Origin of the sequence: Streptacidiphilus sp. MAP12-16, from assembly GCF_041262165.1 — a bacterium.
Taxonomy (GTDB): domain Bacteria; phylum Actinomycetota; class Actinomycetes; order Streptomycetales; family Streptomycetaceae; genus Streptacidiphilus.
Map to the genome: position 1 here is coordinate 103,082 of NZ_JBGCBY010000020.1, position 18,116 is coordinate 121,197.

The following is an 18,116-nucleotide window of genomic DNA, read 5'->3' on the forward strand; positions in this document are numbered from 1 at the left end:
TCGCCTTCCCTCGATCAAGGGTCGTTCACTAAAACGAACGCTAGGTTCGCCATCTCGATACGGTTCGGTATAGTGAACGCATGGTTCATTCAATAGGGACTCTTCGGGTAGGCGCACAGGTCAGCGCCTACCTCGATGACACCTACCTGGAGCAGGTCGATACGCGGGTGATCGCGGTCGGCGCGAGGGAGGGGACGCCATGGGCGGCCGTCGAGCACTGCCTGTTCCATCCGCAGGGCGGGGGCCAGCCCGCCGACCGAGGGTGGCTGGAGGACACGGAGATCATCCCGGTCCGGGACCGCGAGTCGGGACTGGTCGTGGCGATGGCGCCCGAGGGCGGCAGCCTTCTGCCCCTCGCCGAGGGGCAGAAGGTGCGAGCCCGGATCGACCTTCAGACCCGGACAGCTCACGCCGCGCTGCACACGGCCGGACACCTCGTCGAAGCGGTCGGGCGGATGCAGGGGTGGAAGATGGTCGGCAGCAACCATTTTCCGGGTCAGGCACGCATCGAGTTCCAGGCGCCCCAGACGGACGCGTGGCTGGCCGACCCGGAAGGGCGGGAGGGGGTGACTGCCGCGCTGCGCGCCGCGGCGGCAGCGGCGGTCGCTGACGACCTGCCGGTCTTCGCACAGTGCCTCGCCGACGGGCGGCGCGTGGTGCGCCTGGACGCGCTGCACGCTGCGCCGTGCGGGGGCACGCACGTGCGCAGCCTCGGCCACCTGGCCGAAGTGGTGCTGCCGACGCTGAAGGTCAAGAAGGGCCGCATCCGCGTGTCCTACAGCGCAACGCACAGGAGCCGCTGATGACGCCCCCGCCGCCCGGCCGCCAGCCAGTGAGCAGTACCGCAGCCGCGGTCGGCGCGAAGATCCGCTTGCGCCGCCAGCAGCGCGGCATGAGCGCCGCCGAGATGGCCCGGCGCGCCGGGCTGAGCAAGGCCACGCTGTCGCAGCTGGAGGCTGGCAACGGCAATCCGACGATCGACACCCTGGATGCGATCGCAATCGCCTTGCGGATCCCGATCGCTGACCTGCTGGCGCGTGACGCCGACACCGGGCCGGTCTTCCGGCCCGGCACGGACAGCGAGCCCGGCGAGGTCTCCCGGGAACTGCTGCGCCGCATCAGCAGCGGCAACAGCCTGGAGATCTGGCGGCTGCGCATTCCGCCCGAGACGGAGCTGTCCGGCGTGCCGCACGCCACCGGCACCATCGAGCACCTGCTCATTGCCACCGGGCACGTCACCGCCGGCCCGGTCGACGCCCCGCAGGACCTGGGCCCAGGCGACATGCTCGCCTTCGCCGGGGACGCCCCGCATTTCTACCGCACCGGCGCCGAGGAAGTGGATATCACCGTGGTCTTCGCCTCTCCCATCAGTACCTGATACCAAGGAAGACCCCCTCATGGGCACCAGTATCGCCACCACCCCCTCCAGCCGTGCCTTCATCAGCGACAACATGGCCGGGGCATCCCCGCAGATAGCCCAGGCCGTCGCCGACGCGGCCGCCGGGCAGGTCCTGCCGTACGGCAACGACCCCTTCACCGACAGCGCCCGCCGCAGGCTCAGCGGGATCTTCGAGCGGGAGGTCGATGTCTTCCCGGTCTCCACCGGGTCCGCCGCCAACGGCCTGAGCCTGGCCGCCCTCACTCCGCCATGGGGCAGCGTGCTCTCTCACCCCGACAGCCACATCAACCACGACGAATGCGGTGCCCCGGAGTTCTTCACCAACGGCGCCAAGCTCGTCGGTGTCCCAGGCCCCCACAGCAAGATCGACCCCGAAGCGCTGCGGGCGGCGGTCCGCCGCCGGGCCGGTGACGTGCACAGCGTGCAGCCGTCCGCGGTGAGCATCAGCCAGGCCACCGAGAGTGGCAGCGTCTACACCCTGGAGGAGATCCGCCGCCTGTCCGCCATCGCCAAGGACGCAGGACTGCGCGTTCACATGGACGGCGCGCGCTTTGCCAACGCCCTTGACCATCTCTGCGCCACCCCGGCCGAGATGACCTGGAAGCCGGCATCGACGTCCTGTCCTTCGGCGCCACCAAGAACGGCGCGATGACCGCCGACGCCATCGTTTCCTTCGACCCCGCGCTCGCCACCGAGCTCGCCTTCCGCGCCAAGCGCGCCGGCCAGCTCGCCTCCAAGATGCGCTTCCACGCGGCCCAGATCGACGCGTACCTCACCGACGGCCTGTGGCTGCACAACGCCCGCCAGGCCAACGAGATGGCCGCCCGCCTCGGCAACGGCCTCAAGGCCGTACCCGGCACCGGCCTTCTGGCCACGCCGCAGGCCAACATCCTCTTCTGCCGCTTGCCCCAGCAGGTCACCGAAGGACTCCGCGCCGAGGGCTACGCCTTTTACCATGACCGCTGGGAACCGGGGATCGTCCGGTTCGTCACCGCCTTCTCCCACAGCGCGGATGACATCGACCAGCTCCTCGACGCGGTCCGCCGCCACAGCCGCTGACCGACGGCCGGGGGAAACGTCTCGGTCACACAGGCACCCTAGGCACGGGGAACCGCTCGCCACAGGGCTGGCCTTCAGAGGAGTCAAGCCGGTCCCGCTCTGGCCACGACTCGTAGCCCACGTGGCCACGAAATGCGGACGAGCCTTCAAGAAACAGCCTGGTCCCCGCCGTCACCGAGGTCGCTGCCGGACTTCCGGCTCCAGGCGGAGGAGATCGCCGGGACCGAGTGGCGGCCAGTGGCCGCGATCGGCGACGCAGGCCTGCGGTCCGGCTCCTGGCTGCGCTGCAGGGGGCCGTGGCGGCAGGGCAGCAGCAACGGGTGGGCGGCTCGGGTCGCCCGTCGATCGGTTAGAACTGCCAGTTCCTCAGGCCTATAACAATCATCCATACGAAGAACCAGGCGCTGATCCCCACCACCGCGATCACACCGGCGACGACCATCCCGAGCACGGCCCAGAACCCCGACGCGGTGAGCAACAAGTAGATCAGGCCGCCGATCGCGAGCGGTGCCGCTGGCAGGAAGAAGGTGAAGAACCTTCGCACGGCTGGATCCATCGCTCCCCCTCATGAATGGGGATCAGAGGCAGTGTCCCGCAGGCCGGACGGGCGGTCATGAGTCCGCATACTCAACTCGCGAACATGAGCGAGCCGCGTGCACCCCCGCCGAGAGCCTGTCAGGGACCCCAGCCGGGGAGGACCCGGTGATCACAACCTATCGGCACAGACAGCGGCATCCCTGCCGCCACCACCCGCTTGCGCCGGACCAGGCCAGTTCAGGTGCGGTGCGAGCACGTGGGCGGCTGTGTCAGTGCGGCTCGGTAGGGTCGGCGGTCATGACGTCGCCTGAGGATCTGGACACCGTTGACTGGTCTGCGTTGGAGCACGCCTATGGAAGTACCGAGGACCTGCCGGACTTGATCCGTGCCCTGTACTCGCCGGATCTTGAGGTGCTCGACGAGGCCGGCTACGAGGTGGCGAACAGGGTGAACCATCAGGGCTCGCTCTACTCCGCAACGGTGGAGGTGATCCCGTTCCTCGCCCACGCGGCGCTGCACATGGCGGCTCAGCGCGAGGATGTGGTGACGTTCCTGATCAGGTTGGCCGAGCGGGATTCCTCTGACGATCCGGTCGGCGATCCGTTGGCAGGACTGGTGCGGGCGGCGGTCCAGGCCGAACTGCCTGACCTGCTGCGCTGATGGACAGCGGGCTCTTCAGGCCGCCCTCGCCGGACAGTCGGTCCAGGTGCCGACGTGTGAGTCGACGGCGAAGCCCGACTTGGGTGCGGCGCGGACGTTGCGGCCGCCGTGGGGCACCGTGCAGGCCGTTGTGAGAAGGCGTCAGGGGTTGGCCGGCGGAGCGCCCCTCAGTCCTCGCACAACCCTCACCGCGGCCGCGGGCAGCGGCACTCCGGGCCGAGCTCGTACAGGCGGAACTCCGCATGAATCAGCGGCCGGCCACACGCCCGACGCCGCGCCGCGCCGCGCAGCGCGGAGCCAGCCGCTGCGAACCGGCAAAAACGGCTGCACGATCAAACGGAACTCCGGCTTTTCGGGCCAGCACCGAAAAGCTGGCGCTCAGCACACAGGCTCCGCTGGACTTACCTCCGACGCCCCCACCCAGGGACGCCACCGTCACGGAATCCGATAGGGGACCTCACATGCGCTCACGCTCCCGTTTGCACGCCGCCATACTCGCGCTTGGCGTTGCCGCCTCCAGCCTCACCCTGGCTGCGGTGCCGGCCATGTCCGCGCATGCCGCCTCCGCTTCCTGCGGTTCAAAAATGCTCGGCCCCGCCGTGAACATCACCGACCCCTGGGGGAACCACGTCGGTTCCTTCTACATGGGCTGGAACCAGTGCGGGGCGGCCTACGCCGAGGCGTACCTCCCGGGCTCGGTGTACGGAAGCGGCCAGATGCTCATCAAGACCGGCTCGGGCAGCGCCTACAAGGACACTGGTGGCCCGTCGGGGCAGCACTACTGGGACATCGGCTGGCTCAGCATCTACAGTCCCCCGAGCTCGGACCGAAACTACGTGGGCACGATGAATTTCGACACCGGCAGCTACTCCTGTGCCGGCCAGACGTACACGTGGAACTTCAGCGGTAGCGGCGCGCAATACACGAACCCCGACGACGGGTCGCCGGCAGGCGTGACCTGCTGGGTGGACTGAGATCAGCCGATGTGGCCCTGGTCCGTCAACTGGCCTGGGCCACATCGGTCTCGGGGAATCGACCATCGTGAGGTCGGCGACCAGCGGCGGCGTGGACCGGTAGCCGAGCCACTCCACGCACGTCGCAAGGAGCCGTCGTCGAGGCCGTCAGGGTCGTGATGGCCACCGGCCCACCCCGCTGGTGGGGTTGGCGGTGACTAGCGTGTCACCGAGGTCGGTGAGGGTGTGGCGAACCCGCTGACCGTGCCGGGTGCTGGTGATCAGCGAGGCAGCGCGCAGCGCGGTGGCGTGCTCGGAGGCGGTGGGGGCGCTGACGCCCAGTCGTGAGGCCAGCTCACCGGTGGTGCAGCCACCTCTGATGGCCCGCAGTGCCCGTGCCCGCCCGTGACCGATCAGCGTGGCGAGGCCGTCGCCGGTGCCGCGCTCGAGCACGGCGGCGGGTCGTGCGGGGTACACCAGAGTCGGCTGCCGATCGTCGGCCAGGACCGGCAGGACCTGATCCAGCCCGAACACGCTCGGCGTCAGCACCAGGCCGCGGCCGCCCAGCCCCACTCGGGCGTCGCTGTTGAGACCTGTGACCGGGATCGCGAACGCCCCTTCGACGCTGTTCCAGTGGATGCCGGTGTGCAGGGCTCCGGTTGCGGCCGCGAGCCCGAGTGATGCGGCCTGCTCGGTTCGTGCGGCGATGTCGCGTCGCAGGGTTGCGCGCATGGTGTCCCAGTTGTCAGCCATGCAGGCGGCGAACAAGGCTCTCATCGCAGCGGTAAGGTCCCTGATCTCGCGCCGACCGCCGTCGCGCAGTCTGAGCAGGGCGTGCGGCGGCCGGGTGAGCCCCGCTCGGGCCAGGTACAGGGCGATTTCGGTACCCAGGCGGTCCCCATCAGATGCCTCCAGGGCGCCCAGTTCGGCGTCCACATCGTCACTGGCACTGGGCACGTAGGGGACCAGCGGGAGCGGGATGAAGCGCGGGTGGGCGTTGATCAGCTGGACGATCGGTATTGCCCGATGCGGGATGTGACGCCGTGCCGACGCCCACCAGCGCTCCCGTGCCCCGTCACCACCTGGCCTGGCGCCGTCGTGCAGCGCATCAACCATGTTGCGCAGCGGTGAGATCGCCAGCCTCATCCTCGCCAGATCCTCGGCCTCACAGCCGAGCAACAGGACTGATGCCCCCACAGCAAACCTTCTCCCCGTAGCCGCGGTACACGAACGTTTCGAGCATAAGCCCGCCTTGGGCATGACAAGCTCTGTCGGCCCGACTCGGCCCTCGCAAGGCGAAGCCCGCTCCAAGCCGGAGGTTTGGCGGACCACGACATGCAGGCGGCCGTCGCTGAAGGGGCGGGGCGGCCGGGGCGCTCGACACCGTGAGCGGTGCTCACTGACCACGCGGTCCCGGTCGTCGCGCTGTAGTCGCAACGGCCGGGTGTGACGGTGACCTGACGACGATCGCCGTCCTTCGAGAGAGCTCCGGTGCCACCGGCATCCGGTCACTCTTCAACGCGGATGCGCGGTGAAGACCTGGTGCAGGATGTCGGTGTAGGCGCCGTGGCCGCTGGAGCTGGGCCAATCCGTGGACGATTCGACCGCCGTCCCCTCGCCCCACTCGTTGTAGGTCACGACCAGTTGGAACGGCGCACCCGAGGTGGCGACGGTGGTCGCGTCCTGGCGGAAGCGGGTGAGGTCGCGTGGGACGGTGGGCTGTGCCGCGTCGTTCTTCCAGAACCCGGGGGACAGGATCGCCGAGTACCCCTTCTGCACGTCCAGGCCGGAGGCGTACTGGTGCCAGCCCTGCGGTTGGTCGGCGCAGCCCTGGTAGCCGCCGAACACCTTCAGCACGACGTAGTACCCCTCGGTCTTGTTGGCCTGGGCCCACCGCGTGGCCATGTCGCAGCCGTCGCCGCCTGCGGCGTATACGAAGATCACCGGTTTGCCGGCGATGTGCAGCCATGCCTTCTGGTCGGAGTACTTGCGCAGGTACTCCAGGTCCTGCCTGATCGCCGCCGCCGAGGGGTTGGCGTACGCCTCCTGCTCGTAGTACACCGTCCAGGAGAAGCCGAGTTTCGCGCCCTCGGACATCAGCAGCGGCAGCCGCGTGTCCTCGCGCTTGCCCGCGCCCCACCAGGAGGAAATGCCCGCCTGGAGACCGCCGTACTGCATGTCCTTGATCTGGCGGTCGACGGTGGTCGCGACGCCGACGTCGTACCGGCCGGCCGAGGGCGTGTAGTGGCTGCCCGCACCGGTGAAGTTCTCGGGGTACCAGGGGTAGTAGAAGGCAGCCCGCACCGGCAGCCTGGTGTTGGTGACGGCCGCCGCCTTTGGTGCCGCGGCCTCGGGCGACGAGGTGCCGCTCGGCTTCGCGGTCACGGAGGGCGCGACCGTCGGTGCGGACCGGGTGACGGACGGCTGAGCGCCGGCGACCGCAGGGGCCGACGCGGCGACGCGGGTCTGCTCGTGCTGCCCGGGCCGGCCGAGGGTGTAGGCGGCGGTGGCGGTGCCCAGGACCAGGGCGACGGAGAACAGGACCGCGGCCTTGCCCACGGAGACACCCCCCGCCCTCCGCGCGGCCCGGCTCGCCGCTCTCCCGGCCCTGACCGGACCACGGGAGGCCACGGTGGCCAGATCGCTTCCGGTCCCACCGGTCCCACCGGTCCCGCCCGCAGCGCCGCCTCCCGCACCCGACGCAACCAGCGCCAGCAGGACCGGCGGAACGGACACCAAGGCCAGGTCGGCCAGCAGCCGATCCGCCGGCACCAGGTCGACGGGCACACCGCCGCAGGTCGCACAGGTGCGCACGTGCCTGGCGGTTCGCTTGCGCCACAGGCCGTCAGGCCGCCCGTCCCAACCACGCAGCACACTGTCCAGGTCCGGGCACCGCGGCACCGCCTGGAGCGCTCGTACGACCGCCCGCGCGACTTCCAACCGGGCCTTCATCCGCTGCACCCGGACCGCAGCCTGAGGCATCGGCACCTCCACCGCAGCGGCCAGTTCGGTCCGGGTCAGCCGGCCCGCGACCTCCATCCACCACAGCGACAGCAACTGCCGGTCGTCGGCGTCCAGCCAACGCGTGGCCTCGGCCGCCTCCCGCCGCTGACCGGACAGGCTCAACACGGTGATCGTCAGGTCGACGAAGTCGGCTCCGGGATCAGCGAGCACCGCAGCCTCGTCGAGGCCCTCGATCCCGGCGGTCACCGGTGCGCTGCGCCGCACCCGCCAGTGCCGACGCACCTCCCGCATCGCGATGGCGACCAGCCAGGACCGGAACGCCTCGGGGTCACGCAGCTTCCGCACATCGCGGATCATCTGCAGCATGATCTCCTGCACGACGTCGTCGGTGTCGGCGGGGGCGTCCAGTGCGCGACCCACGATGTTGTAGATCAGAGGCAGGTAGTCGGCCACGAGGGTGTCCAGGGCCCATTGGTCACCTTGCTGCGCGGCACGCACCAGGGCAGCCTGCGACCGGGGCGCCTGCGACCCCTCGTACTCACTGCGTGAAATCTCGGTCATGGTTGGAGGAGGGCTCCCGAACGGCGTCGGCATAACAGAAATCGGCGAATCACCTTCGCCCGGCCTGTTCGGCATCATGACACGTCCCGGGTCCGGCCAAGGCCGTCGCAGGGCAACCGGCGCCGCACTGCGGTGGCTGGTCGGCCCCGACAACCGTGAAGTCCTGGTCGACGAAGGCAGGCGGCCCTCACATGCGCGTACGGCACCGCACACAGGGGCGGATCCGGCGCCGCTCATAACCGAAATCAGGCCGATCGAGCCGTATCCCACATTCGCCCGGAGCGGCTTGACCCACCGTCACCCGCAGACATTGAATCCCTTCCACAGCCAGCGAGCGCCCGTTCGCAAGAGTCGGCGCAGCGTGCGCAGGCGAGAACTCGATGCGCCTGCCCGTCGGTCATCGCCCCACCTGCTCCCGCATCCCCGATCGAATCCGTCCCTGGATGCAACGTACGGCAGTCGCCGAGGCCGAGCGTCCGACTTCCCTCCACGGAGAACCACACCATGTCAGTGAATCACCGCAGGCAGATCTGGTCGCGCCGCAAGGTCCTCACCACGGCGCTCGGCGGTACCGCAGCCGCCGCGGCCGGTGCGTTCGGCATCGCCAAGGCCGCCACCGCGAGTACCTCGGCCAGTGCAACGGCAAGCGCCGCCGGAGACGTCGTCGGCAAGATCACGGTGGGCTACCAGGGCTGGTTCGCCGCACCCGGTGACGGCTCCCCCATCAACGCCTGGTGGCACTGGAGCGCCAACGACAGCAAGGCGCCGTCCCCGTCGAACACCAACCTCAAGTGCTGGCCGGACAACCGGGAGTACATCAGGACGTACCAGACCGGGTACGCCGCGCTGGGAAACGGCCAGCCGGCGACACTGTTCTCTTCCTACGACCAGCAGACGGTGGACACCCACTTCCTGTGGATGCAGCAGAACAACATCGACACTGCGGCCCTGCAGCGGTTCAACCCCACCGGCGGCGAGGGCCCGACCCGCGACGCGATGGCCGGCAAGGTCCGCAGTTCGGCGGAGTCCCACGGCCGCAAGTTCTACATCATGTACGACGTCACCGGCTGGACGAGCATGCAGTCCGAGATCAAGGCCGACTGGACGAACAAGATGAAGGCCCACACCGCCTCCGGCGCTTACGCGGTGCAGAACGGCAAGCCGGTGGTGTGCGTCTGGGGCTTCGGATTCAACGACGGCAACCATCCCTGGGACGCCGCGACCTGCCTGGACGTCGTCAACTGGTTCAAGGGCCAGGGCTGCTACGTCATCGGCGGGGTGCCGCGCGAGTGGCGCACCGGAGTGAACGGCTCCCGGGCCGGGTTCGGCGACGTCTACCACGCCTTCCACATGCTGACCCCCTGGATGGTCGGCGCCATCGGCAACGCGGCCGACTCCGACTCGGTCTACCAGAACGTCAACGTCCCCGACCAGGCCGACTGCAACGCCCACGGCATCGACTACCAGCCCTGCGTGCTCCCCGGGGACCTCTCCGGGCGCCAGCGGGCGCACGGCGACTTCATGTGGCGGCAGTTCTACAACATGATCCGGGTCGGCGCCCAGGGCATCTACATCTCCATGTTCGACGAGTACGGCGAGGGCAACCAGATCGCCAAGACCGCCGAATCCCAGGCCTGGACACCGACCAACTCCGGCTTCGCCGCACTCGACGAGGACGGCACCGCCTGCTCGGCCGACTACTACCTGCGCCTGACCGGTGACGGCGGCCGCATGCTCAAGGGCCAGATCGCCCTGACCGCCACCCGCCCCACCCAGCCGGTCATCAGCACCGCGCCAGCCCTCAGGACGATCACTCTGCGCTCCAGGGCCAACAACGACTACGTAACCGCCGAGAACGCCGGCGCCGGCTCGCTGATCGCCAACCGCACCACCGCCGGACCCTGGGAGCAGTTCGACGTGGTCGACGCCGGCAACGGCAACATCGCGCTACGCGCCAGGATCAACGGCAAGTACGTCACCGTCGAGAACGCGGGCGCCGACCCGCTGATCGCCAACCGCACCGCGATCGGCGCATGGGAGACCTTCAGACTGATCACCAACTCCAACGGAACAGTCAGCCTGCTCGCCCAGGTCAACGGCAAGTACGTCACCGCCGACAACGCCGGCGCCAGCGCACTGATCGCCAACCGCACCAGCATCGGACAGTGGGAACAGTTCGACCAAGCCACCGTGTGAGTGCAGCGCGTCAGGAGTCGCGGCCCGGGCCGACACCAGTTCCGCCAGCCTGATGCAGGTCGCCGGGGAGCCGCAGTGCCGGGCCGCGCCCGTCGGGCGCGGCGGCGGCGTTTTCCCAGACCGCGCGGACGGCGTCCGGGTCGGGGATCAGTCCCGGCTCCGTGGCCGGGGCGAGTTGCTCGGCGAACTCCTCGGCCGCTCGGCCGGCGGCCACCCGCGGCCCCGGCCGGCGGGCGCCCCATCGGGTGCGGGTCGGTGAAGAGTCGTCAGGGAGGCGACCAAGGTGTCGGCCGCCTCCGCCATGCGTGAGACCGCGACGCGGTCGGCGGGCGACCCGCCTGTTCTTTCCCCTCCCCGTTCGAGCGCGGAAGCCGTGCTGCCTCTCGGCGAACCCACGGGCGTGTCGGCCGTCGATGGACACGCGCGTCAGCAGTGATCGTCCGATCTGAAGCCGATTGGCCCCGGTTGCCGTGAACCCCGCGTCTGTGACACGCGTATCCGTCTGTGACACGCGTATCTCCGATGCAGCGCACATGCGGCACACGGGACGCGTGGCTCCCGTACGCGGTTGGAAGGGGGTCATCCGAGCATCGAATTGGCATGACCGCGTCATACAAGCACGGCATTGTGCAAGCACCCAGCCTGACGGAGGATTTCGATGTCACAGAACAAGCTCTGGCCGCACGCTCTTTCGCTCTTCCGTGTCATCGTCGGGGCGCTGTTCGCGTGCCACGGCGCGGCCACGGTCTTCGGTGTGCTCGGCGGCGCCGCGGGGTCCGGGGCGGCCTCGCCGGTGGGGGCCTGGCCCGGATGGTGGGCCGCCTTGATCCAGCTCGTCGGCGGAACCCTGGTCGCGGTGGGGTTGGGCACCCGTGCCGCGGCCTTACTCTGCTCCGGCTCGATGGCCTACGCGTATTTCAGCGTCCACCAGGGCAAGGCGGTCCTGCCGATCCAGAACGGCGGTGAGGCCGCCGTGATGTTCTGCTGGACCTTCCTGCTCATCGCTCTTGCCGGACCGGGGGAGTGGGCGCTGGATGCACTTGTGGCGCATAGGCGGACGACGCCGGGCCGAGTGGTGCAGGCAGCCGACCCGGCATCCGAGAGCGTCACCGCGTAACCACCGCTTCGGCCCCCGCCCGTACCGGGACCGTCCTCACGCGCACGTCCGAGGGCCCCGAGGGCCCTCCCGGTGCGGGCCATGCGCGCCGATGCCGGAAACGGCAATAACTCGAGTCCGCCCCGTCGTCGCCCGACCTCATCGAGCCTGCCTCTTGTGCGGTCGCGTTCGTCGGGGCGGTACCGGCTGAGTCCGATGATGGTTGCCCCCGACTGGGCGGGCGGTTCCTGCTCGCCTGCGCCCCCAGCTCGCGGACCCTCCCCGTTGCGGCGTGCGCGAGGTGTTCAGACTCGCGGGTGCTGTCGCGGCACTACAGCGGGACGGGAACGCTGACAGGCCCGTGGTACCACGGACACTCCTCGTGGTTGACGGTTGGTCAGATTTGACGACGTTGTGCGCCAACGCTTGACAGCCATGTGCACGGCCCGTAGAAATCAGCTGGCTAGAGAGCGCTCTCTCGCACGAGTAGCGCCAACCGGCTCTGCGGGCAGTTGTGTTGTGGCATCACCCTGCCACAGCTTCGCCATGCCCGCTGCTGGAACCGAGAAGGCGCGAGCCGCGCTGAAGGGAAGGCAACGTGTCCGTCATACCGCGTATCGGCCGGGGAGTCGGCCGCCGAAACGAACCTCCAGGGCAGTCGTCCAGGACGCCGGCGAGGGGGCGCTCGTTCCTGGCCACCGTGGCACTTCTTGCCGGATGCCTGACCGGCGCCGTCACCACGACGATGGTCGCCGCCCCGGCGGCGCAGGCGGACACCGTGCCGCCGGCGCCGCCGGGTTGGACGACCGTGTTCGGCGACGACTTCGCGGGGGCGGCCGGATCCGCGCCGTCGTCAGCGAACTGGTTCTACGACATCGGCACCGGTTACGGGACGGGAGAACACGAGCAGACCACGAACTCGACCAACAACTCCTACCTGGACGGCAACGGTCACCTTGTTCTGAAGGCCATCAACAATGGTGGGACCTGGACCTCGGCACGGCTCGAGAGCACCCGTGAGGACTTCCAGGCGCCGGCCGGCGGCAAGCTCGAGATGACGGCCTCGATCGAGCAGCCCAATCCCGCCAACGGGCTCGGCTACTGGCCGGCGTTCTGGGCTCTCGGATCCCCGATGCGGGCGGGCGGTGGTTGGCCCACGTCCGGGGAGATCGACATGATGGAGGACGTCAACGGCCTGAACCAGGCATCCCAGACCCTCCACGACTCGGCGAACAGCCCCGGACACACGCTGATCGCCTGCCCCGGCGCGGGGTCCACCTGCCAGACCGGCTACCACACCTACTCGGTCATCATCGACCGCACCAACACCAGCGCCGAGACCCTCCAGTTCCTGATGGACGGCACTGTCGAGAGCACCATCACCGAGGCGTCGGTGGGCACCACGGCCTGGCAGCAGGCCATTGACCACGGCTTCTTCATCATCTGGGACCTCGCGATGGGAGGCAACTACCCGGACGGGGTCTACGGCTCCGCGACCCCCACGGCGGCGACGTCCTCTGGCGGGGCCATGAGCGTGGGATATGTGGCCGTGTACGAGCAGGGCGGCAACTCCACCCCCACCGGGACCGCCACCGCGACCGGCGCGTCCAAGGGGATCAACGGCCTCTGCCTGGCCAACCAGAACTCCCTCAACACGGAGGGTAACCCGATCGGTGTGAGCGCCTGCGACGGAAGCGCGGGCCAGCAGTGGTCGCCGTACAGCGACAACACCCTCCGGGTCCAGGGCGGCTGCCTGGACGTGGTGAGCGCCGGGACGACCAGCGGCACCAACGTCGACTGGTATCCGTGCAACGGCACCGCCGCCCAGGGTTGGACCCACCAGGCCAACGGCGAGCTGCTGAACCCGAGTTCCGGGCTGTGCCTGACCGATCCCGGCGGCAACACCGCCTCCCGGCTCGACATCGAGACCTGCACCGACTCCGCCCAGCAGCAGTGGACAGTGCCCAGCGGTGGCGGCACCGGAAACACGGTGACGGTGACGAGTCCCGGCAGTCAGAGTTCGACGGTGGGTACGGCGGCGAGCGTGCAGGTGCACGCGAGTGACTCGGCGTCGGGTCAGACGCTGACCTATGCCGCCACCGGACTGCCCGCAGGGTTGTCGATCAATGCCTCGTCCGGGCTGATCTCCGGGACCCCGACTGCGGCGGGTACCTCCAACGTGACAGTGACCGCCACCGACAGTACCGGGGCGGTCGGATCGGCCGCCTTCAGCTGGGTCGTGAGCGCGGCCGGCGGTGGGTGTGGGACGACCAATATCGCGCTGAACAAGACCGCCACCGCGTCCTCGACGGAGAACGCCGGAACGCCGGCGCAGGCTGCGGTGGACGGCAACACCGGTACCCGTTGGTCCAGTGCGTTCTCCGACCCGCAGTGGTTGCAGGTAGACTTGGGCTCGGTGCAGAACATCTGCCAGGTCGTCCTCGATTGGGAGACGGCTTACGCCACGTCCTTCCAGATCCAGACGTCCAATGACGGCACAACGTGGACGCCGATCTACTCCACCACGACAGGTACCGGCGGCACCCAGACCCTCAACGTCACCGGCACCGGCCGCTATCTGCGCATGAACGGCACCGCGCGTGCCACCCAGTACGGCTACTCCCTGTGGGAGCTGCAGGCCTTCGCGGGAACTGGCGGTACCGGCGGCGGGTGTGGGACGACCAATGTCGCGCTGAACAAGACCGCCACCGCGTCGTCGACGGAGAACGTCGGAACGCCGGCGCAGGCTGCGGTGGACGGCAACACTGGTACCCGTTGGTCCAGTGCGTTCTCCGACCCGCAGTGGTTGCAGGTGGACTTGGGCTCGGTGCAGAACATCTGCCAGGTCGTCCTCGATTGGGAGACGGCTTACGCCACGTCCTTCCAGATCCAGACGTCCAATGACGGCACAACGTGGACGCCGATCTACTCCACCACGACAGGTACCGGCGGCACCCAGACCCTCAACGTCACCGGCACCGGCCGCTATCTGCGCATGAACGGCACCGCACGCGCCACCCAGTACGGCTACTCGCTGTGGGAGCTACAGGCCTTCAGCAGCTGAGCGCTCCTGCACCGGGTGGGGCCGGGAACCCGATTCCCGGCCCCACCCCGCACAAAAGGCACAGCCAGGTGACGCTGCTACGCCAGTCGCCCCAGGGGCGGGCGCCGCCTTCAGCCTCGGTGTCGGTGGTGGGGGCGTACCGATGCCGGTGTTCTCGAAGGCCGCTGGGAACGAGGAGTGCCGTTTGCGCGCGGCGCGGGCCAGGTGGATCTCGTCGCCGACGACGATGAGCACGCCTATGCCCTGCGCGAGTGGGCTTGCCGCCACCCGCACGGCCGCGTCGAGGTTGCCAGGGCCGTCTGTGCCGGGCAGGCCCGAGTTGCGCATGGCATCGGTCACCACGACTGGGCCGGTCTTCGCGGTGCGACCGCGAGGACCGTGGTCGGCTCCCACGGACACGCCTTTGTATCGGCAATGCCGTGCGACGCCCTGCGCGAGTGGGCAAGATGGGCGAGACTTAAGTCCCATCAATGGACCCGTGTGGGCTCGTCGTCCGCGTGGCACGGCCCCCGCTGGAAGAATCCCGCGTCGAGGAGGATACAGCTTGGCCGGCGATCGTCGCCCCCTTCAGGCGTTCCGGGAAGACGGCCGCCTGCGTTCCTGCGCGCGGCGTCCTCGGGCCGTGGTGGGCTGACGGGTGGACGAGCTCTTCGGCCGGAACGACGAATGCGCCACGTTGCGCGTCCTTCTCCAACACGCCCAGCGCGGGATGAGCGCGGCAGTCGTTCTTCGGGGCAGCGCAGGAGCCGGCAAGACCGCGCTGATGGACTACGTGCACCGCGCGGCGTCGCCGGACTTTGAGGTGCTGCGCTTCGACGCGGTCGAATCCGAGGCGCAACTCGGATACGCCGCCCTCCACCAGCTGCTGCTGCCGTTCTTGGGCCGCATCCCCAAGCTGCCGGAGCCGCAGCGCGACGCGATCAGCCAGGTCTTCGGGCTCCAGCGGCGCAAGACCCCGCCGGACCGCTTCCTGGTCGCGATGGCCTCGCTGGGGCTGCTGGCCTCCCGGGCCGACGGCCCCCCGCTGCTGTGCCTGGTGGACGACGCCCACTGGCTGGACGACGATTCGGCTGAGGTCCTGAGCTTCATCGCGCGAAGGATGTACGCCGACTCCGCCGCGATCGTGTTCGCCGCACGCGACGGCGCCACCCATGCCGAACGGCTGACCGGCCTGCCCCAGCTTCCGGTCGACAGCCTGGACCCCGTCTCGGCCGGCCAACTGCTCGAGTCCGTCGTCAACGGCACCCTGGCTCCGGATGTCGGCTCGCGTATCGTCGCCAGCACCGGAGGCAACCCTCTGGCGCTGATCGAGGCGGCCAGGGAACTGCACGCCGACCAGCTGAGCGGCGAGTCCCCGCTGCCCGACCCCGTGCCTCTGGGGCAGAAGCTGGAGCGCAGCTACCTCAGCGACGTCGCGGCCATGCCGCCGCGGACCCGCACCCTCCTGCTTGCCGCCGCGGCCGACCCCACCGGCGACCCCAACGTGCTCTGGCGCGCGGGCGCCGAGCTCGGCTTCGCCGCAGACGCTGCGGAAGCAGCCGAAGAGCGTCAGCTGCTCGCCATCCGGGACACCGTCAAGTTCCGTCACCCGCTGATCCGTTCAGCCATCTACTACGGCGCGCCCCTCTCCCAGCGCACCCGCGTCCATGCCGCTCTGGCCGCCGTCACCGGCGACCTGGGCAACGCCGAACTGCGGGCCTTCCACCTGGCAGCGGCCGCCACCGAGCCCGATGAGAAGGTCGCGGCAGAGCTCGAGCAGGCCGCCGAGCGCACGCGCGACCGCGGCGGCTGGACGGGCAGTTCCACCCTCCTCGCGCACGCCGCCACGCTGACCGCCGACCTGCCCGCCCGCTCGCGTCGCCTCCTCGCCGCCGCCGAATCCAGCGCGATGGCCGGCTCTCCGGGCCGCGCCCAGGCCCTGCTCGACGAAGCCGCCGCCTACCGCGCCGACCGGCGGCACAACGGCCAGATCCAGCGCGCCCAGGCCCACGTCCACCGACTCATGGGCGAGCCGGCCCGAGCCACCAACGCGCTGCTTGCAGCCGCGCGGGAACTGGGCCCCGTCGACATCCGCCTGGCGCGGGACGTACTCGTGGAGGCCCTCGTCCAGGCCCAGATCAGCGACGCCCTGGCGCCTCGTGGCGCCACCCGCCGCAGCGTGGCCGAAGCCGTTCGCGCTCTTCCCCTGCCGCAACACGTGCAGGCAACGACGGGCGATGTGATCCTCGAGGCCGACACGGCACTCCACCTGGAGGGACTGGCAGCGGCGACACCGCTGCTCAAGGAAGCGATCGCCGCGGCCAGCAGCGAGAACTCCACGGCCGCGGAACTGTTCCCCTGGCTGGCCGCGGCCTGCTCACACGCCACCATCCTCGGCGACGACATCGCCCTGCACGAACTCGCCCGCCGGATGGAGACCGAAGCCCGCCGCCAAGGAACCGTGATCCCGATGGCGCTCGCGCTCAGCCACAGCGCGCTGTCCGAGCTCATCGCCGGACATCTGGCGGAGGCGGAGCGCTTCTTCGACCAGCGCGCGGCGCTGGAAGAAGCCCGCGGAGCCACCATCTACCTGGGTGCCCTGCTGGTCGCGGCCTGGCGCGGCGAGGTGGACACCGCCGGCCAGCTGCTGAAGGCCGTCGACGAACACGCCGCCCGCACCGGCCAGGGCTACCAACTGGTCTTCCGCGACTACGCGAACGCCGTCGTCGAACTCAGCCAGAGCCACTACCAGGAGGCCTACCTCAGCCTCAAGGACCGCATCGGAGAGGTCTGCCAGCTCAAGTTCGCAGTCGTCGACATGGTCGAGGCAGCCGCCCGATGCGGCATGGATGACAGAGCCGCCGAACTGACGGAGCGCCTGCGGCGCCTCGCCGAACGCACCCCCGTGCCCGGCCTGCTCGGCGATCTCGCCCGCGCCCGGGCCCTGACGTGCGACGCCCCCGAGCAGGCGGAACAGCTCTACCTTGAGGCCATCGAGCACCACCGCAACACCCGCGGACCGGGTCGGCGGGCGCGCAGCCACCAGCTGTACGGCGAGTGGCTGCGCCGCGAGCGGCGCACCAAAGAAGCCCGCAGTCAACTGCGCACCGCCCACCAGCTGTTCGAAGAGATGGGCGCCTACGGCTACGCCGCCCGCACGGCCCGGGAGTTGTCCGCCGCGGGGGACCCCGTGGAACCGCGCGACACCGCGGGCACCGGGGATCAGCTGACCGCTCAAGAGGCCCGGGTCGCCCATCTCGCGGCCGCGGGAGCGACCAACGCCGAGATCGCCGCCCAGCTGTTCCTCAGCGCGCACACGGTGGACTACCACCTGCGCAAGGTCTTCCGGAAACTCGACGTGCACTCCCGGCGCGAACTCGCCAACCAGCGCATGTTCACTACCCCGCAGTAGGCGCCGAGCCCCCGGCGCAGGCGCTGGCCGCCATCCCGGGACGCGCGGAGCAGTCGCGGGCGGCCAACACGGAAAGCAGCCCCGATTCCAGGGCGCGGGCGTAGTCGGCCATGTCGTCGTGGGCGACCAAGGCGAACAGGGCGGCGCCGGGCCCGGAGGGGTCGTAGACCCCTTGGAGGGGGCCGGTGTGGGGTTCGAGATCGATGTCGTGGTGGCGCAAGGTCCTCGGCGATGGC

15 protein-coding genes and 1 pseudogene are annotated in these 18,116 nt (G+C 69.7%); 10 read left to right on the forward strand and 6 right to left on the reverse strand.

The annotated features are described in order from the left end of the window. The first annotated feature begins 80 nt into the window (after positions 1 to 80). The 4 genes from ABIA33_RS25130 to ABIA33_RS25145 are packed head-to-tail and all read left to right on the forward strand — an operon-like array spanning position 81 to position 2,458. Positions 81 to 803: a metal-dependent hydrolase gene (locus ABIA33_RS25130; protein WP_370084703.1), complete on the forward strand. Its 723-nt coding sequence runs from the start codon at positions 81 to 83 to the stop codon at positions 801 to 803. Next, entirely contained in the window at positions 803 to 1,378 is a 576-nt protein-coding gene (locus ABIA33_RS25135) for a helix-turn-helix domain-containing protein (protein WP_370084704.1), read from the forward strand. The genes ABIA33_RS25130 and ABIA33_RS25135 overlap by 1 nt, the downstream gene beginning before the upstream one ends. A gap of 19 nt (positions 1,379 to 1,397) precedes the next feature. Next, the gene (locus ABIA33_RS25140; RefSeq protein ID WP_370084705.1) at positions 1,398 to 2,051 is read left to right on the forward strand and encodes a low specificity L-threonine aldolase; all 654 of its coding nucleotides are present in this window, start codon (positions 1,398 to 1,400) and stop codon (positions 2,049 to 2,051) included. Further along, positions 2,048 to 2,458 carry a hypothetical protein gene (locus ABIA33_RS25145; RefSeq protein ID WP_370084706.1) on the forward strand — a complete coding sequence of 137 codons (411 nt, stop codon included), beginning with the start codon at positions 2,048 to 2,050 and terminating at the stop codon, positions 2,456 to 2,458. The genes ABIA33_RS25140 and ABIA33_RS25145 overlap by 4 nt, the downstream gene beginning before the upstream one ends. Positions 2,459 to 2,807: 349 nt before the next feature. Here the strand turns inward: ABIA33_RS25145 and ABIA33_RS25150 are convergent, their stop codons facing one another. Then, positions 2,808 to 3,002 carry a hypothetical protein gene (locus ABIA33_RS25150; protein WP_370084707.1) on the reverse strand — a complete coding sequence of 65 codons (195 nt, stop codon included), beginning with the start codon at positions 3,000 to 3,002 and terminating at the stop codon, positions 2,808 to 2,810. A 290-nt stretch (positions 3,003 to 3,292) separates the two neighbouring features. On the opposite strand from ABIA33_RS25150, the gene ABIA33_RS25155 reads away from it, so the two are divergent. Further along, entirely contained in the window at positions 3,293 to 3,655 is a 363-nt protein-coding gene (locus ABIA33_RS25155; RefSeq protein WP_370084708.1) for a hypothetical protein, read from the forward strand. Between the two features lie 461 nt (positions 3,656 to 4,116). Continuing rightward, positions 4,117 to 4,629 carry a hypothetical protein gene (locus ABIA33_RS25160; protein ID WP_370084709.1) on the forward strand — a complete coding sequence of 171 codons (513 nt, stop codon included), beginning with the start codon at positions 4,117 to 4,119 and terminating at the stop codon, positions 4,627 to 4,629. A 147-nt stretch (positions 4,630 to 4,776) separates the two neighbouring features. Here ABIA33_RS25160 and ABIA33_RS25165 read toward each other — a convergent pair whose 3' ends face one another. After that, the gene (locus ABIA33_RS25165) at positions 4,777 to 5,754 is read right to left on the reverse strand and encodes a hypothetical protein (RefSeq protein ID WP_370084710.1); all 978 of its coding nucleotides are present in this window, start codon (positions 5,752 to 5,754) and stop codon (positions 4,777 to 4,779) included. A 369-nt stretch (positions 5,755 to 6,123) separates the two neighbouring features. Continuing rightward, a complete protein-coding gene (locus tag ABIA33_RS25170) occupies positions 6,124 to 8,133 on the reverse strand; it encodes a sigma-70 family RNA polymerase sigma factor (protein ID WP_370084712.1) in 2,010 nt (669 codons plus the stop codon). A 504-nt stretch (positions 8,134 to 8,637) separates the two neighbouring features. Between ABIA33_RS25170 and ABIA33_RS25175 the strand changes: the two genes are divergently transcribed. After that, entirely contained in the window at positions 8,638 to 10,329 is a 1,692-nt protein-coding gene (locus ABIA33_RS25175; RefSeq protein ID WP_370084713.1) for a xylosidase, read from the forward strand. A gap of 46 nt (positions 10,330 to 10,375) precedes the next feature. On the opposite strand, the pseudogene ABIA33_RS25180 reads toward ABIA33_RS25175, so the two are convergent. After that, positions 10,376 to 10,665, reverse strand: a pseudogene (locus ABIA33_RS25180) (aminoglycoside phosphotransferase); the annotation flags it as partial. A 322-nt stretch (positions 10,666 to 10,987) separates the two neighbouring features. Here ABIA33_RS25180 and ABIA33_RS25185 point away from each other — a divergent pair. Continuing rightward, complete coding sequence (locus ABIA33_RS25185; protein ID WP_370084714.1) at positions 10,988 to 11,446, forward strand: DoxX family protein; 459 nt, start codon at positions 10,988 to 10,990, stop codon at positions 11,444 to 11,446. A gap of 679 nt (positions 11,447 to 12,125) precedes the next feature. Next, a complete protein-coding gene (locus ABIA33_RS25190; RefSeq protein WP_370084716.1) occupies positions 12,126 to 14,489 on the forward strand; it encodes a discoidin domain-containing protein in 2,364 nt (787 codons plus the stop codon). Here the strand turns inward: ABIA33_RS25190 and ABIA33_RS25195 are convergent. Next, positions 14,469 to 14,957, reverse strand: coding sequence for an asparaginase domain-containing protein (locus ABIA33_RS25195; RefSeq protein WP_370084717.1), 489 nt, complete (start codon positions 14,955 to 14,957; stop codon positions 14,469 to 14,471). The two genes, ABIA33_RS25190 and ABIA33_RS25195, sit on opposite strands and share 21 nt — an antisense overlap. Positions 14,958 to 15,126: 169 nt before the next feature. Here ABIA33_RS25195 and ABIA33_RS25200 point away from each other — a divergent pair, with 169 nt between their 5' ends. Then, positions 15,127 to 17,880 (forward strand): AAA family ATPase, encoded by a 2,754-nt coding sequence (locus ABIA33_RS25200; protein WP_370084718.1) that lies wholly within the window; start codon positions 15,127 to 15,129, stop codon positions 17,878 to 17,880. Here the strand turns inward: ABIA33_RS25200 and ABIA33_RS25205 are convergent. Next, a complete protein-coding gene (locus tag ABIA33_RS25205) occupies positions 17,867 to 18,100 on the reverse strand; it encodes a hypothetical protein (RefSeq protein ID WP_370084720.1) in 234 nt (77 codons plus the stop codon). The two genes, ABIA33_RS25200 and ABIA33_RS25205, sit on opposite strands and share 14 nt — an antisense overlap. Positions 18,101 to 18,116 lie beyond the last annotated feature (16 nt).

What these genes read in the sequence shown, in the direction of transcription:
- ABIA33_RS25130 (WP_370084703.1), top strand. Translation starts at nt 81, where the DNA reads ATGGTTCATTCAATAGGGACTCTTCGGGTAGGCGCACAGGTCAGCGCC.
- ABIA33_RS25135 (WP_370084704.1), top strand. Translation starts at nt 803, where the DNA reads ATGACGCCCCCGCCGCCCGGCCGCCAGCCAGTGAGCAGTACCGCAGCC.
- ABIA33_RS25140 (WP_370084705.1), top strand. Translation starts at nt 1,398, where the DNA reads ATGGGCACCAGTATCGCCACCACCCCCTCCAGCCGTGCCTTCATCAGC.
- ABIA33_RS25145 (WP_370084706.1), top strand. Translation starts at nt 2,048, where the DNA reads ATGACCGCCGACGCCATCGTTTCCTTCGACCCCGCGCTCGCCACCGAG.
- ABIA33_RS25155 (WP_370084708.1), top strand. Translation starts at nt 3,293, where the DNA reads ATGACGTCGCCTGAGGATCTGGACACCGTTGACTGGTCTGCGTTGGAG.
- ABIA33_RS25160 (WP_370084709.1), top strand. Translation starts at nt 4,117, where the DNA reads ATGCGCTCACGCTCCCGTTTGCACGCCGCCATACTCGCGCTTGGCGTT.
- ABIA33_RS25165 (WP_370084710.1), bottom strand. Translation starts at nt 5,754, where the DNA reads ATGAGGCTGGCGATCTCACCGCTGCGCAACATGGTTGATGCGCTGCAC.
- ABIA33_RS25170 (WP_370084712.1), bottom strand. Translation starts at nt 8,133, where the DNA reads ATGACCGAGATTTCACGCAGTGAGTACGAGGGGTCGCAGGCGCCCCGG.
- ABIA33_RS25175 (WP_370084713.1), top strand. Translation starts at nt 8,638, where the DNA reads ATGTCAGTGAATCACCGCAGGCAGATCTGGTCGCGCCGCAAGGTCCTC.
- ABIA33_RS25185 (WP_370084714.1), top strand. Translation starts at nt 10,988, where the DNA reads ATGTCACAGAACAAGCTCTGGCCGCACGCTCTTTCGCTCTTCCGTGTC.
- ABIA33_RS25195 (WP_370084717.1), bottom strand. Translation starts at nt 14,957, where the DNA reads ATGGGACTTAAGTCTCGCCCATCTTGCCCACTCGCGCAGGGCGTCGCA.